At 70.7% G+C, this 15,228-nt stretch carries 13 protein-coding genes; 11 read left to right on the forward strand and 2 right to left on the reverse strand.

From position 1 onward, the window contains the following. Positions 1-141: 141 nt before the first annotated feature. The 7 genes from NGM06_RS09475 to NGM06_RS09505 all read left to right on the forward strand — a co-directional run bounded on the left by NGM06_RS09475 (position 142) and on the right by NGM06_RS09505 (position 7,457). Positions 142-606: a DUF7283 family protein gene (locus NGM06_RS09475; RefSeq protein WP_254266723.1), complete on the forward strand. Its 465-nt coding sequence runs from the start codon at positions 142-144 to the stop codon at positions 604-606. After that, on the forward strand, positions 587-1,033 hold the full coding sequence (locus tag NGM06_RS09480; RefSeq protein ID WP_254266724.1) for a DUF7285 family protein: 447 nt from the start codon (positions 587-589) through the stop codon (positions 1,031-1,033). Before NGM06_RS09475 ends, NGM06_RS09480 begins: the two co-directional genes overlap by 20 nt. After that, positions 1,030-1,578: a DUF7284 family protein gene (locus tag NGM06_RS09485; protein ID WP_254266725.1), complete on the forward strand. Its 549-nt coding sequence runs from the start codon at positions 1,030-1,032 to the stop codon at positions 1,576-1,578. The genes NGM06_RS09480 and NGM06_RS09485 overlap by 4 nt, the downstream gene beginning before the upstream one ends. Beyond that, a complete protein-coding gene (locus NGM06_RS09490) occupies positions 1,575-4,709 on the forward strand; it encodes a DUF7286 family protein (protein ID WP_254266726.1) in 3,135 nt (1,044 codons plus the stop codon). The genes NGM06_RS09485 and NGM06_RS09490 overlap by 4 nt, the downstream gene beginning before the upstream one ends. An 85-nt stretch (positions 4,710-4,794) precedes the next feature. Continuing rightward, the gene (locus NGM06_RS09495; RefSeq protein WP_254266727.1) at positions 4,795-5,232 is read left to right on the forward strand and encodes a DUF5791 family protein; all 438 of its coding nucleotides are present in this window, start codon (positions 4,795-4,797) and stop codon (positions 5,230-5,232) included. A gap of 79 nt (positions 5,233-5,311) precedes the next feature. Continuing rightward, a complete protein-coding gene (locus tag NGM06_RS09500; protein WP_254266728.1) occupies positions 5,312-6,205 on the forward strand; it encodes an SDR family oxidoreductase in 894 nt (297 codons plus the stop codon). Between the two features lie 61 nt (positions 6,206-6,266). Next, positions 6,267-7,457 (forward strand): DHH family phosphoesterase, encoded by a 1,191-nt coding sequence (locus NGM06_RS09505; RefSeq protein WP_254266729.1) that lies wholly within the window; start codon positions 6,267-6,269, stop codon positions 7,455-7,457. Here NGM06_RS09505 and NGM06_RS09510 read toward each other — a convergent pair whose 3' ends face one another. Continuing rightward, positions 7,458-9,890 carry a DUF5059 domain-containing protein gene (locus NGM06_RS09510; protein WP_254266730.1) on the reverse strand — a complete coding sequence of 811 codons (2,433 nt, stop codon included), beginning with the start codon at positions 9,888-9,890 and terminating at the stop codon, positions 7,458-7,460. A 129-nt stretch (positions 9,891-10,019) separates the two neighbouring features. Here NGM06_RS09510 and NGM06_RS09515 point away from each other — a divergent pair, with 129 nt between their 5' ends. Then, on the forward strand, positions 10,020-11,108 hold the full coding sequence (locus NGM06_RS09515) for an aldo/keto reductase (protein ID WP_254266731.1): 1,089 nt from the start codon (positions 10,020-10,022) through the stop codon (positions 11,106-11,108). Between the two features lie 9 nt (positions 11,109-11,117). Here the strand turns inward: NGM06_RS09515 and NGM06_RS09520 are convergent, their stop codons facing one another. Continuing rightward, the gene (locus NGM06_RS09520; protein WP_254266732.1) at positions 11,118-11,312 is read right to left on the reverse strand and encodes a hypothetical protein; all 195 of its coding nucleotides are present in this window, start codon (positions 11,310-11,312) and stop codon (positions 11,118-11,120) included. 158 nt (positions 11,313-11,470) lie between these two features. Between NGM06_RS09520 and NGM06_RS09525 the strand changes: the two genes are divergently transcribed. From NGM06_RS09525 to NGM06_RS09535, 3 genes are all read left to right on the forward strand, one after another. Further along, complete coding sequence (locus NGM06_RS09525; protein ID WP_368410478.1) at positions 11,471-12,631, forward strand: MFS transporter; 1,161 nt, start codon at positions 11,471-11,473, stop codon at positions 12,629-12,631. A gap of 65 nt (positions 12,632-12,696) precedes the next feature. Next, a complete protein-coding gene (locus tag NGM06_RS09530) occupies positions 12,697-13,803 on the forward strand; it encodes a glycosyltransferase family protein (RefSeq protein WP_254266734.1) in 1,107 nt (368 codons plus the stop codon). Positions 13,804-13,999: 196 nt separating this feature from the next. Beyond that, positions 14,000-15,166 (forward strand): ArsA family ATPase, encoded by a 1,167-nt coding sequence (locus NGM06_RS09535; protein ID WP_254266735.1) that lies wholly within the window; start codon positions 14,000-14,002, stop codon positions 15,164-15,166. The last annotated feature ends 62 nt before the right edge of the window (positions 15,167-15,228 follow it).

The raw sequence follows: 15,228 nt of genomic DNA on the forward strand, positions 1-15,228 counted from the left end.
GCGGCCACGAGGGCCGCGCCAGCGCGCACCGGACTGGAAGATGCGGCCGGTCGAGACTGACAACCCCGACCGAACTCGCCCGAGAAACCGCACTCCTCCCCACGCGAGGGTTTAAGTCCGAAGCCGGGACGAACCCGGCCCATGTTCGACGCACCAGTCGAGACGTGGTATCTCTGGGTCGGTCTCGCGGTGGCGAGTGCGGCCGCGGTCGGTCTCGCGGCGACCCTCCCGCGCGCACCGCCGCCGGACGCCGCGAGCGCGGCCGAGACCGTCGATTCAGTCGCCGCGAGCGACCGCCCGACGACCGGGGTCCACCCGCTGTCGGCCGACGCCGTCAGGGTCGGTGCCTATCGAATCTGGCTCCGAGACGACGGCGCGACCGGACACGCGACGTTCGCCTTCGGCCCGGTGACCCCCGTGCGACGGGACACTGCGCTCTGGGACGTCCTCCGAGGTACGCCGCCCGAGCGCGCCTTCGGAACTCCGGCGGCGTTCGGGCGGGCCGCGGCGGACGCCCGCGACCGGACGCCCGCGTGGCGCTCGCGCGACCGACTGACCGTCCGGCGAGTCGCGTGGGAGGGCGTCGATGTCACGCTGGTCGGGTGACGCCGGTCGCGGGGAGACGGACCTGCGCCACTGGCGGACGCATCCGCGCCGGACGACGCGCGCGCAAGTCGAACCGCTAGCGGCGCTGGTCGCCGTCTTCGCGGTCGGCGTCGCGCTCACGGCCTACGCGGGCGTCCTTGACGCGACGCTCCCGACCCGCGACCGGAATCTCGCGGAACCGACTGTCGAGCGGGCCGAGCGCGCGGTCAGTGGAGTCGGCGTCGTAGACCCCGACGCGCTCGCGGCGGGTCTGCGCGCCGGACCGGACGGCTACTCGGTCACCCTCACGCTCGAAGCGGCCGGTCGAACGTGGCGCGCCGGACCGACCCCGCCGCCGAGCGCCGACGCCGCCGAACTCGCTGTGAGCGTCCGGGTCGGACCCGGACGTGTCAGGCCCGGCACGCTCCGCGCGGAGGTGTGGTCGTGAGAGCCATCAGTACGGTCCTCGACGCCTCGCTCTGCCTCCTGTTGGTCTCGGCGAGCGCGCTGACCCTCGCGGCCACGCCGCCCGGGCCGGGCGGCGCTGGCACCGCCGCGACCGACCCAGACACCGCCGACGAGAGCGCGGAACTGCTCGCGACGAGTACCGCCCTCGTCACCTACGACGCGGGTTCCCGCAACCGGACCGCCCACGACACCCTCGCGGGACTGCTCGCCAGCGCCGCGGTCGCCGACGCCGGTCCCGCGTCCCACCACGGGTTCGTGCGGGCCGTCAGGGAGAGAGTCGGCCGCGCAGTTCGACGCCGCGCAGTCGGCGTGCAGGTCGTCGCCCGCGCGAACGAATCGACGTCGCGGACCGTCTCGACGGCGACCGCTTCGACGCCGTCTGCCACCCCGACCGCGTCCACCTCGAACGTGACCCACGAGGGCCGCGTCGTCGCGGGCGACGCTCCGCCGCCGGACGCCGACGTCCACGCGGCCGGGTTCGCGGTCCGACAGGTCAGGCTGACCGTCAGGACGTGGTCGAAGTGAACCTCGCTGCCGACCGCCGGGCGCGGGTTCCCTTCGCGCTCGTCGGCGTCCTCCTTCTGGTCGGGAGCGCGGGCCTCAGCGCGACTCTCGCGGGCGGACCGACGGCCAGAACCGACGAGTCGGTCGGCGTTGCGGTGGACCGCGCCACCGCTGCCACCGGGACGGCGCTCCGCGGTGCAATCACTCGCTCCGGACGACAGGCCGCACGCGAACCGGTGACCGCCCCGGCCAACACCACCGCGGGCAGAGCGCTGAACGACTCCACGCCGTACCGCGACTCGCTCCGAATCCGAATCTACCTCGCGGCCCGCGACGCCCTCGACTCGGTCACGGTTCACGCCGGTGGGTCTCGGTCCCCCGACGGGGACGGTGTCACCGCGACAGTCTCGCTCCCGCCGATTCGGAACGCCTCGGACCTCCGGGACGCCAAACGTCGGGTGAAAATCCAACCCGCGGGCGGCGACGGGGCCGAGAGTGCGGAGAACGCCGGTCTCCGAGTCCGAATCGCGAACGTCACCGCCACCGCGACCCGCGACGGCCGAGTCGTCGAACGCGAACAGTTCTCGCCCACGCTGGTCGTGGCGACCCCGGCGCTGGCGCTCCACGAGCGAACCGAGCGCTTCGAGTCGCGACTGAATCGCGGCCCGCTCGCGCCGGGACTGGGTCGGCGACTCACGACCCGACTCTACGCTCTGGCGTGGGTCCGGGGGTACGCCCAGTACGGTCGCGCGCCGATCGAGAACGTGGTGGCGAACCGCCACGTGGAACTCGCCGCGAACGGCGGAGTCCTGCGCGAACAACGCGCCGCGTTCGGTCGGAGCGACCCCCGCGGTCGGCGGGCGCTCGGGTGGGCGACCGCCAGAGTCGGCGCGACCGACCTGCTCACCGCCGCGAACGCCCACCGCGGGACGGCCCGGACCGACCAACTGCTGGCCGCCGCGAAGGACTACCAGAAGCGAAACCCGATGCCCGGCGGCGTCACGCGGAACCGGAACACCACAGGATCGAAGCTTCGAGTCGGGGTCAACCGGACCGCGGACCGCGCCTTCGCGGGCCTCGTGACCGGCGAGAACGGGACAGACCTCTCCGGGGTCCTGCGGTGGGCCTACACTGCCGACGCGCGCCTCGTCGCCTCCGTCCGAAAGAGTGACACCGAGGGCGACCCGGACCCCTCGCCGGACTCGCCCGGCCCGAACTGGACGCTACAGTCGAGCGAGGTCAGGACGACGACAGCGGTCGAATCTGCGACCGGCCCACCGCCGGGGACGCCGGAGGGTTGGCATCTACTCCGCCACGAGTCGCGTCGAGTCGTCCGGACGAGTTCGCTCGTCGCCGACTGGGCGCGGGGCAACGAGACCCGCCGGACCGTCCAGCGGTGGTCCGAGACGTTCGCGGTGAGTGTCGGCGTCTCCGGCGACCACCGTGCGGGGACGCGGGTCACTCCATCGGTTCCCGCGCCGCCATCGAGGGCGGTCGCGGGCGTCCACGAGCGCGGCGGGTCGCTCGACGGGCCGAACTTCCGGGACCTGTCCGAGCGGGCGACCGAGCGACTCGTCGCCGACCGCGGCGGGTTCGACGCCCTCGCTCGTCGGGCGGTCGCCGGGACGCTCGACACCCGGTCGAAACGGGTCGCGGGACGGCGACCGCCGGACCTTCGTACGTGGGTGTACCGGGACCTCGCGGCGCTGCGCGAACGCGTCCGAAACTTCTCGGTGGTGGTCGCCCGAACGCGGACTATCGGCGGCGCGCCGCCCGCTTCGGAACTGGCCGAGACGCTCCGGAGTCGGCGGGCCGAACTCCTCGACGCGCCCGTTCGGTACGACGGCATCGCCGACCGGGCGCGGGTGGCGGCGAGGGCCGCCTATCTCGACCGCGTGGTGGCGCGACTGGAATCGCGGGCCGACCGGACGAACGCGACCCGGTCCGCCGTCGGTCAGGTCCTCGCCGACGCCGGGCGTTCGATGGACCGGGTGCGCCGGATTCTTCGCTCGCAGGCGAAGTCGCGAGCGTCCCCGGCCCCGCTGTTTCGGACCCCACCGGCGCGGGCGATGCCCGCCGACGGTCCCGGGCGCGCGACGAACCTGACCGTCGAGGGAGCGCCGCCCTATCTCACGCTGGCGGCGCTCGACCACGAGCAGGTGGCCGCGATACCCGAGGGCGAGCGGGATCACCCGCTCGCGGCCGAGAACGAGAACGTCTTCGCGATACCGTACGGCGACGCCGCGGAGACCGTGGCTTCGGAACTCGTCGGCGGGGGCGAGTCGGGGCGCGCCGACCTCCGGACCGCCGCGCTGGCGCTCCGGGCCGCGAACCGGACGCTGGCCGAGACGGACAACCGGAGTCTCGCGCGCCGTCGCGACGAGTTGCGGACGTCGCTCGCCGCGTCGATGCGGACGGTCCGCGAGCGACTGGTCGAGGAGTTGTCGATGCCGCGGTTCGACCTCACGGAGGCGGAGCGGCGCGCGGCGGTCGATTCCGGACTGACGCGTTGGAACACGACCGCCGGGCGGGCGCTCGCGGTAGCCAACGGGTCCGCCGCGCAGGCCGTCTCCGCGGCGGTGGTTCGGCGGCGGTCCGCGCTTCGACAGTCCGTACGACGCGACTGGGTACGCCTCAGGACCGAGTTGGCGGTCGAATCGGTCCGACGGAGCGTGGCGGGACCGCCCCGGGCGCAGGTGAACCGGACCGGGACCGCGACCCGCAGCGTGGCGAAGACCGCGCTGAAGCAGGCGGTGACGACCGGTCTCGGGAACGCGACCGAAGTCGCCAGCAAGCGATGGTTCGGCGAGGTGTTGGGCGCGGTCCCGGCCGGACTGCCGGTCGCGCCGGTGCCGGGGTACTGGTACGCGACGCTCAACGTCTGGACGGTCTCGGTTCGGGGACAGTACGCCCGGTTCGCCGTCACCGCGCCGCAGGGACCGCCGGGCGAGTCGGTCTCGTACGTCCGCGAGTCGGCGACGGTTCGACTCGACTGGGACGACGACGGCGCGTCGGAGGTGGTCGGCCGCACGACGCCGGTCTCGTTCGAGACGGGGACGACCGTCGTGGTGGTCGTCCCGCCGGGTCCGCCCGGCGTCGGCGACAGGGACGGGAACCGCGACGAGACCTCCCCGGGGTGGTCGCCAAGGTAAGCAGATAGGCTCGGAGGTCGAGGCGTTCCTACCGACACTGCACCGAAGTGAAACCCCTTTCAACCGCCGGACCGTCGGGTCGGGTATGCTCTACGACGACATCGCGGACCCCAATTCGACCTCCCCGGCGGAGCTACGTGCGGAGTACGTCTCCGAACTCGCCGAGGTCGTCGAGACTCACGGGGTCGATTCGGTCGCCGAGGAGACCGGCGTGGACCGCGCGACGGTCGCGGCACTGACCGAGAGCGACGCCGACGCGGCGGACGACATCACGCTGGAGGACGCGGCCGCCGTCGCGGCGTTGGCCGACGAGACGCCGGACGCGGACGCCATCGTCGCGGAGGTCCGGGACAACCTCCTGATGGGGATGACGACCGCGGTCCTCGACGTGGACACCATCGCGGCCGAAATCGACGCCGACATGGACGGAAAACAGGTCCACCAGAAGGTCGAGGGGCGCGCGCCGATGACTCTGGCCGAGTACGCGACGCTCCACCACTTCATCGCGAGTCGTCAGCGGTAGCGGGTCGCTCTTGGAATCGTCCGTCTGTTCTCGTCCTCTCGTCGCGGGAGTTATCCCGGCCACGCCCCAACACCGGCGCATGAACGTGGCGATACTCGGATGCGGCTACGTGGGACTCGAACTCGGTCGCCAGTTGACCGAACGCGGCCACCGGGCAATCGGTGTCCGGCGCTCCGACGACGGTCTCGCAGAAATCGAGGACGCGGGGTTCGAGGCGGTACGGGCGGACGTGACCGACGCCGACTCGCTCGACGCGGTGCCCGACGCTGACGCCGTGGTCTTCGCAGCGAGTTCCGGCGGCCGCGACGCCGAGGCCGCGCGCGAGGTGTACGTCGAGGGACTGCGGACCGCAATCGACCACTTCGGTGCGCGGGAGAACTCCCCCGAGCGATTGGTCTACACCTCCAGCACGGGCGTCTACGGCGACCACGGCGGTGACTGGGTGGACGAGGAGACGCCGCTCGACCCGACGACCGACAAGACCGAGGTGCTGGCCGAGGCCGAGCGCGTGGCGCTCGAAGCGACTGCAGACCGCGGCATCGACGGCACCGTCGCGCGTCTCGCCGGAATCTACGGGCCGGGCCGGACGCGACTGGAGCGGTACGTCGAGGGTCCAGTCACCGAGGGGTACCTCAACATGATTCACCGCGACGACGCCGCTGGTGCGGTCCGCTTCCTGCTGACCGAGGACCACGCCCGGGGCGAGACGGTGTTGGTGGTGGACGACGAACCCGTCTCGAAGTGGACGTTCGCGGACTGGCTGGCCGACGAGTGCGGCGAGGACCGCCCGCCGAAGCAGACGACCGAGGAGCGACTCGACGACGACCTCTCCGAGCGCGTGCGACGCCGACTCGTGACGAGCAAGCGCTGTTCGAACGAGAAGCTACGGGGTCTCGGGTACGAGTTCCGCTATCCGACGTACCGCGAGGGCTACCGCGACGAAATCGAGGCCTATCGGAATCAACCGGCGTGAATCGCTCAAACTTCTACGTATCGGGAAAATTTCTTGTTCGTCCGCGTTGTGGGAGTAAGACATGCAACTGCCGGGCATTCCGGAACTGCGGGTTCGGGAGGTCGTACGGGCCGCGGAGGCCTACGGTCTGAGTTCGCCGGAACTCGCAGGTGCCGCCGTCCTCGGGGCGGTCGCACTCGTGGCGTCGCTGTGGCTCGTCGTCCGGTGGCTTCGGCGACCGATGGGGGCGCGACTCAAGCGCGCACTGAGCAAGCGCGACGAGGTCGCGGTCCTCATGCACCCGAACCCCGACCCCGACGCGATGGCGTGCGCGATAGGCGTCGCCCACCTCGCCAGCGAGGTCGGCACCGACGCGACCCTCCAGTTCGCGGGGCAGATTCGCCACCAAGAGAACCGCGCGTTTCGGACGGTCCTCGATCTCGACCTCGAACAGATAGACCACGTGAGTCAGGTCGCGGCCGAAGACGTGATTCTGGTGGACCACAACACCCCGCGCGGGTTCGAGGGGGCCGAGCGACTCGAACCCTACGCGGTCGTGGACCACCACCCCGGCAACGGGACTGGCGAGCAGTTCACCGACCAGCGCACCGACTACGGTGCCTGCGCGACCATCGTCGCGGAGTACCTCGAAGACGTGGGTGGCACGCCGGTCGGCCCGGACGACGACGAGGAGAGCGCCGACGGAGTCGTGGTCCCCTCGGCGGTATCGACCGGCCTGCTCTACGGCGTCCAGTCCGACACCAAGCACCTCACCAGCGGGTGTACGGAGGCCGAGTTCTCCGCGGCGGCGTACCTCTACGAGGGCGTGGACGAGGACCTGCTCGACCGCATCGCGAACCCGCAGGTCAGCGCCGAAGTGCTGGAAATCAAGGCGCAGGCCATCTCCGGCCGGGACGTTCGGGGGTCGTTCGCGGTCAGCGACGTGGGTCGCATCAACAACGCCGACGCCATCCCGCAGGCGGCCGACGAACTCCTCCAACTGGAGGGCGTGACCGCGGTGGTCGTCTTCGGCAGGCGCGAGGACACGGTCCACCTCTCGGGCCGGTCGCGCGACGACAGAGTTCACATGGGCAAGGCGCTGGAGACCGTTGCCGACGACATCCCCGGCGCGAGCGCTGGCGGCCACGCCCGCATGGGCGGCGGACAGGTCCCGGTGGAGGGCGCGGCGTACGCCAGCGGAGCGGAGGCCGCGATGTGGTCGCAGGCCGAACTCGGCGACGCCGTCTTCGCCGCGCTCAACGGCGACGTGTAGCTACTCCACGACGATTTTCCCGGTCATGCCCGCGGCCTCGTGGGGCACGCAGTAGAACTCGTGAGTGCCCGTCGTCTCGAAGGTGTGGACGAACGACTGGCCGGATTGGACCGCGCCCTTCCCGTTCTCCCATCCGGTCTCGGCGTTCTCCTGCGAGTCGAAGTCGCCGGACGCCCAGTAGTCCGCCCCGTCGGGAATCTTGTCGCCGTAGGCCGTCACGGAGTGCGGTTCGCCCGCGGCGTGTACGAAGGCTACTTTGTCGCCCTTCGAGACCGTCAGTTCGGCCGGGTCGAACGAGACGGCTTTCAGTTTCACGACGTGGTCGGCGTCGTCGGGCGTCCCCTTCACGACGTTCGGCCCGCCCGAGAGTTGGGTCTCGGAACCGCCCTCGCTGGACTCGGACTTCCCGACCGGTGCCTTCCCGGGCGCGCCCGCCACCGCGAACTCCGCGCGGAGCGAGGCGCGCGCGAACGCCGAGAGCGCGCCGGAGACGCCCGACCCCTGCTTCAGCGCCTCGATGAGACCCTCCAGTTTGCCCTCGAAGGACTCGTAGGCGTCTCGGTCGGCCTTCTCCAGCAACTCGTGGACCTCTGCCTCCTCGAAGGCGGCGAACGCGTCCTGCGCGACGCTCGCGGCCGCCTCGCCGAAGTCACCGCCCGCGTTCGAGACGACGGTGTAGAGCGCAGTCAGCGCCTTCTCGTTGAACGTCGTGGCCGACGAGTAGGCGTCGCCGTCCTTCGCCGCGCTTCCGACCGACTCCAGCGCGCCCTCGAACGACTCGTAGAGGGTGTGGTCGGCGTGTTCGAGCGCTTCGTGGAAACCGCCCGCCCCCTCCTCGAAGTGCTGGAACGCCGACTGCACGACCGACCGGGCGCGCTTCGACTCGCCGAGCGCCGCGAGCGCGGCGGCGTCGAAGCCGCGGGCGCTCAGCAGGCCGCTCTCGGCGGCGCCGACCCGCGCTTCGGACGCGACTTTCGTAGCGAACTGCAGGAGCGCGTCGTCGACTCCGGCGAAGTGCGTCTCGACGCCGTCGTCGTTCCCGTTCTCGAACGCCGGAATCAGGCCCTCTTGGAGGTGTTCGTGTTCGAAGGACTGATAGAGGTCCTCGCTCGCGCTTTCGAGGCGCTCGTGGAAGCCGAGTTCGTCGCGCTCGAACCGCTGGAAGAGACCCTGCGCGACGCTCGCGGCCGCCTTCCCGTCGCCGAGCGCGTACAGTTCGCGGGCGTCGCCGAACCGCGCCCGGAAGAACGCCGCCTGTAGCACGGCGGCCTCGGTCCCGGTAGCCAGCGCCGAGATTCCGGCTCGGAGGTGTTTCTCGACGGCGTCCGCGGCGCTCGCGGCGGCTTCGGCGTCGCCCTCCCCGGCCGCGCTGGCGAGGTCCTCCAGTCCGGTCTCGAAGCCCTCGTAGGCCTCGTGGTCGGCCTCTTCGAGCGCCTCGTGGGCCTCCGCGCCCTCGAAGTGCGCGAAGATGTCCTCCGCCGCCGTCTTCGCGTACTCGGACTGCCCGCGGGCGGTCAGCCACGCAACGTCGTAGGCCCGCGCCCGGTAGACGTTCAGCGCGGCGGCGTGCGCGAACTCGGTCGAGGGACCGCCCAGCGAGGCCAGCATCGAGGCGTCGTAGCCGCGGGCCTGTATCGCCGCGAGGTGGCCCGCCCCGGCCGCGCTCTCGCTGGCCGCCACCGCGTACGACCCCGTCGCGGCGGCGTCGAATGCGGCGTTGGCCTCGTTGCGAACCGTTCCACCGGTCCCGGCCGTCGCGGCCTTCTCGACCGCTTCGACGGCGCTCTCGAAGCCCTCGTAGCTCTCGGCGTCGGCCGTTTCGAGGTCCTCGTGGACCGCGGCCTGCTCGAACTGCTCGTAGGTGTCGCCAGCAATCGTCGCCGCGGCGTCGCCTTTCCCGGCCGCGTAGAGCGCCGAGGCGGTCGCGAGGCGCGTCCCGAGGAACTGGAGGTCGAGCGCGCGGGCGTTCTCCTCGCCGACGAGTTTCGTCTGGGCGGCCGAGAGGTGCTTCGAGACGAGGTCCGCCTCGACTCGCATCTCCTCGACGTTCTCGCCCGTCGCGCGCTCTCTGAGTTGGCCGAGGGCCTCCTCGAACTCCGAGTAGCGCTTCTCGCTGGTGGTTTCGAGGACTTCGTGGGCACCCCACTCGCCCGTAGCTCCCTCGAACTTCTCGAAGGCGTCGGCCGCGACTCCGGCCGCGGCGTCGAACTCGCCCGCGAGACCGAGCGCGAGCGCGTCGGCCGCCAGCGCCCGGTAGACGTTCCACTCGGCCGCGACGGCCAGTTCGGCCGCCTTCGGCGCGTCGCCGCCAGCGCTCTGGTCGCCGGACGCCCCCGGAGCCGCAGATTCCAACTTCCCGCCGCAACCGGCGAGCGAGACGCCAGCGAACAGTGCGCTCCCCGCTTTCAACAGGTCTCGTCGATTAGTCGCCATATCGGTTTAGGCATACCTAAAAACAAAAAGCGTTCCGGTTTTGGCCGACCTAAACCACCCGGAGACGGCCCTCCGTGCGTCGGTCTCGAATCCTCCGGTCTTATGCCGATAGGAGCGTTACGTTCGGATATGGCCACCGACGACGGAACCTACGAGTACAAACTCCAGCACGGCGACGACTTCGGCCGGACCTACTTCCGACTGTTCGACGGTCTCGCCGTCTCGTCGGTCGGCGTCGGCACGTACCTCGGCGACCCCACCGACGCGGTGGACGCCCGGTACCGCGACGCCGTCGCCACCGCATTGGAGGGCGGCATCAACGTCGTGGACACCGCCGTCAACTACCGGTGCCAGCGGAGCGAGCGCGCGGTCGGGACGGCCATCGAAGACGCCGACGTGGACCGCGACGCGGTGTTCGTCTCCACGAAGGGCGGATTCGTCCCCTTCGACGGCGAGCGACCGGAGAACCCCGGCGAGTACGTCAAACGCGAGTTCGTCGATACGGGTCTCCTGGAGCGCGAGGACCTCGCGCGAGGGAGTCACTGCATCGCTCCCGACTTCATCGACGCGCAACTCGACCGGTCGCTCGACAATCTGGGCGTCGAGGAGATAGACCTCTACTACGTCCACAACCCCGAAACCCAACTCCACGCGCGCTCCCGCGAGGCGGTGTACGACCAGTTAGAGGAGACGTTCACCCGCCTCGAAGAGCGGGCGGCGGCGGGCGACATCTCGACGTACGGCGTGGCGACGTGGAACGCCCTCCGCGTGCCCGAGACCGACGACCAGTACCTCTCGCTGCCCGAAATCGTCTCGCGCGCCCGGAAGGCCGCCAAGGCCGCCGAGAACACCGCGACCCACCTCCGGGCCATCCAGTTGCCCTTCAACGTCTTCATGGCCGACGCCTTCACCGTGGAGTCCCACGAGGGACCGGACGGCCCTCAGAGCGCGCTCTGGTTCGCCCACGAGGCGGGCCTGAACGTCTTCACCAGCGCGAGCATCGGACAGGGGGACCTCGCCAGCGGTCTTCCAGAGGACGTGAGCGACCGACTGGCGGGGGACACCGCGGTCCAGCGCGCCATCAACTTCGCCCGGAGCGCGCCCGGCGTGACCAGTTCACTGGTCGGCACGAGCGACCCCGAACACGTCGCAGAGAATCTGGGCGCGGGCCGGTTCGACCCCCTCGGCGCGGACGCCTTCGACGCGGTGTTCGAGTAGTCCTCGGCGCTACCCGCCCGTCGTCCGCCACCGCGGAGACGCCCGCGACTTCCACGCCCGACCGCAGTCCGGACACGACCGCTCGACGCCGTCCTCCGCCTCCGTCCGGGCCACGAGCGACCGACGACAGATGCGACACGAGAACCGACCGCGGGCGTCCTTCCCGACCTCCCCGTCCCAGAGGCCTCGCCGAAGTGATTTCATGCTCACACGAGTACGACGGAGGCGACTGAAAAACTTGGGGGAGAGAACTTCGGATTCGAAACGCGTGGAGACGACTTTCCGGATTCGGAAGGTTTGACTGTCCCCTCGGAGTAGCGTCGAACGTGTCTCGTGGCCGGGTCTTCGCTTCGATGTGTTCGATGGTGTTTCTGGTCAATCTCGCTCGCGTGGTGTTCGCGCCGCTGCTCGAACCGCTGTCGGCGGCGTTCACACTCACCGAGTCTACGGCCGGACTCGTAGCCACGCTGGCGTGGTTGGGGAGCGCGACGCCCCGAATCCCGACGGGCTACCTGCTGACTCGCGTGGACCGCCACCGAGTCGTCCTCGGCACCGGCGCGGTGCTGACCGGCGCGGCGGCGTTCATGACCGTCGCCGACTCGGTGGCGATGCTCGGGGTCGGCGCGTTCCTCATGGGCGTGGCCAGCGGCGCGTACTTCATCGCCGCCAACCCACTCATCACGGAACTCTACCCGGAGCGAGTCGGCCGGACGCTCGGCGTTCACGGCACCGCGAGTCAGGTCGCCGCCGTCGCCGCGCCGCTGTTCGTCGGCGCGGTGCTGGCGGGCGCGACGTGGCGCGGAGTCTTCAGTATCATCGCGGTCGTGGCGGCCTGCGCCACCGCGGTCTTCTACTGGACCGCCCGGAGCACCCAAATGCCCGACGCCGGGACCGAGGACCGCGACCTGCTCACGGCGGCCCGCAAGCAGTGGCCCATCATCGTCAGCGGCGTCGCCATCCTCGGCGCGACCGGGTTCGTCTGGAACGGTCTCTTCAACTTCTACGTCAAGTACGTCACGGCGACGAAGGGACTGGACGCCGCGACCGGCAACACGCTCCTCACGGTGGTGTTCGCCGCGGGCGTTCCGGCCTTCTGGCTCACCGGGCGACTCGCCGACCGCGTTCCTCACGTCCCCCTCATGCTGACGATTCTCGGCGGGTTCGTCATCTGCCTGTTCGCGCTGACCGCGGTACAGGGGTTGGTCGCCATCGCGGTCGTCACCGCCGTCCTCGGCTACGTGGTCCACAGTCTCTTCCCGGCGCTCGACACCTACCTGCTCGACTCGCTCCCCGACCAGAACCGCGCGAGCGCCTACTCGCTGTACAGCGGGTCGATGATGATAGTGCAGGCGCTCGGGAGCGTGGCCGTCGGCGCGCTCGTCGACGCCGGGTTCGGTTACGATACGGTGTTCCAGACCTTCGGTGGCGTGCTGGTGGCGATTCTGGTCGTGCTGGTCGTCCTCTGGGCGAACGACTCGCTGCCGACCGGCGGACAGGACCCGACCGTGGTTCGGGGAGACTGACGCGGAACCGGCACCGGCGTCCGATTCCCGCCCCTTTTCAACCCCTCCATCCCAACCGTCACGCGATGGAGTACGGACAGGAGCGCGTCGCCACGCTGCACGACCTGACGGGCACCGTCCCCGACGCCCCGACGGACCGCGCGGCGGTGGTCGTCCCGATGACCGAGCGCGAGTACGCCGGACTCGCGGCCGAGCGCGTCCTCTCGGAACTGGAGTCGGTCGCGCCCGGCGAGGTGGTCGTGGCCCTGCGCGCGCCGCCCGAGAAGGTCGGGGCGTTCTGCGACTGGCTCTCGGGGTTCGACCTGCCGCTGTCGGTGGTGTGGTGCAACGGGCCGGGCGTCACCGACCGCCTCGACGAGTACGGTCTCAACGGCGAGGCCGGGAAGGGCCGGGACGTGTGGCTGGCGCTCGGAATCGCCGCCGCGCGCAGCGAGTACGTGGTGGTCCACGACGCCGACGCCAAAACGTACGAGGCGGGCGACGTTGCCCGACTGCTGTTCCCCCTGAGTCGGGGCTACGAGTTCTCGAAGGGGTACTACGCCCGCGTCGAGAACGGGCGTCTCTACGGCCGACTCTGTCGCCTGTTCTACGCGCCGCTGGTCCGGGCGCTGGCCGACGCTCATCCCGACGCCGCGGTGCTCGACTACCTCGCGTCGTTCCGGTACGCGCTGGCCGGGGAGTTCGGGGCCACCGCCGACTTCGTCCGCGCGCTCCGGGTCGAGCGCCACTGGGGGCTGGAGGTCGGCACGCTCGGCGAGGCGTTCGGCTACGCCGGGTTCGAGGGAACCGCGCAGGTGGACCTCGGCCGGTACGAACACGACCACCGGGCGGTCTCGGGACCGACCGGTCTCTCGGACATGAGTCGTCACGTCGGCCGGGCGCTCCTCCGGGCGGTCGAGTCCCACGGCGTGACCCCCGACTACGACGCCCTGCCCGAGCGCTACCGGCGGACCGCCCAGACCTTCGTCGAGCAGTACGCCGCGGACGCGGGGTTCAACGGTCTCGACTACGACCGCGGCGAGGAGCGCGAGCAGGTGGACATCTACGCCGAGGCCGTCGCCCCGCCGGGCGAGGACCGGCGGCTTCCGGCGTGGCGCGAGGTGGCGCTGACGCCCGCGGAGATTCTCGAAGTCTCCCGTAGCGACGTGGCCGACGTTCGTGACGGACTCTGAGCAGTGCGGGAGGCGCAGTTGCGGTGCAGTCGCAGTGCGGACTTGCTGACCGGAGCAGTCAGTAGTCTCTGGGCACTGTCTCCCTGCTTCCGCAGAGGCGACGGAACTCCGCCGTGCCGGTGGTCGATGGCTTCTCGCGGGACGAGGACGCGGCGGACCGACGAGTACACAAGTCCCGACTCACTACCCTCCGGCAATGACCGAACTCGACGTGGAGCCGGTCGAGCGAATCGACGAGAGCGACGTTCCGGTGGGCATCGACGCGCCCGAGTACGTCCTCTACGGCGGGAAGGGCGGCGTCGGGAAGACCACGATGGCGGCCGCGACGGGGTTGGCGAGCGCCCGCGGCGGCACCGCCACGCTGGTCGTCTCGACCGACCCCGCTCACTCGCTGTCGGACACCTTCGAGACCGAGATTCCGGCGACCCCCGAGCGCATCCGAGAGGACGTGCCGCTCTACGCCGCCGAAATCGACCCGGACGCCGCGCTCGAAGAGGGGGACGCGGTCTTCGGCGGGGCGGCCGGAGGCGGGGCGGGCGGTGCCGGGACCGGCGGGTCTTCGGCGGACGGTTCCGCCGGGACCGGCGCTGGCGACCAGTCCGGGCCGCTCGGCGGTCTCGGCGAGATGATGGGCGACGGCAACCCGATGGACGCGCTGCTCGGCGGGCCGATGCCGGGCGCGGACGAGGCCGCCGCGATGCAGAAGCTACTGGAGTTCATGGACGACCCGCGCTTCGAGCGCGTGGTCGTGGACACCGCGCCGACCGGCCACACCCTCCGACTCCTCGAACTGCCCGAACTCATGGACACGATGCTGGGCCGCATCATGAAGCTCAAGCAGAAGTTCCAGGGCATGATGGAGGGGATGAAGGGGATGTTCGGCGGCGAGGACGCCAACCCCGAGCAGGGGTTCGACGACCTCGACGAACTCAGCGACCGCATCGAGCGACTCCGCGACACCCTCCGGGACCCGAGCAAGACCGACTTCCGGGTCGTGATGGTGCCCGAGGAGATGAGCGTCTTCGAGTCCGAGCGCCTGCTCGACCAACTCTCGGAGTTCGGGGTGCCGGTCGGCACCGTGGTCGTCAACAAGGTGATGGAAGACCTCGCGGACGTCGTCGAACCGCGCTCGACTGCCGGTGAGGCGGAGTCGGGCGGCGTGACGAGCGAGGACACCGACGCCTTCGTCTCGCCAAACCTCGACACCTGCGAGTTCTGCCAGCGCCGGTGGGAGGTCCAGCAGGACGCCCTCGCCCGAGCGCAGGACGTCTTCCGCGGCCACGACGTGAAGCGAGTGCCCCTGCTCGCCGACGAAGTGCGGGGCGAGCGCATGCTGGCGCTCGTGGCGTCGTGTCTCGACTGACTCGCGTTCCGTCTCTCGAATATTTATATATCTCAGTTTTAAATACCGGATTGGATGAATAG

The organism is Halorussus aquaticus (assembly GCF_024218795.1).
Classification (GTDB): Archaea; Halobacteriota; Halobacteria; order Halobacteriales; family Haladaptataceae; genus Halorussus; species Halorussus aquaticus.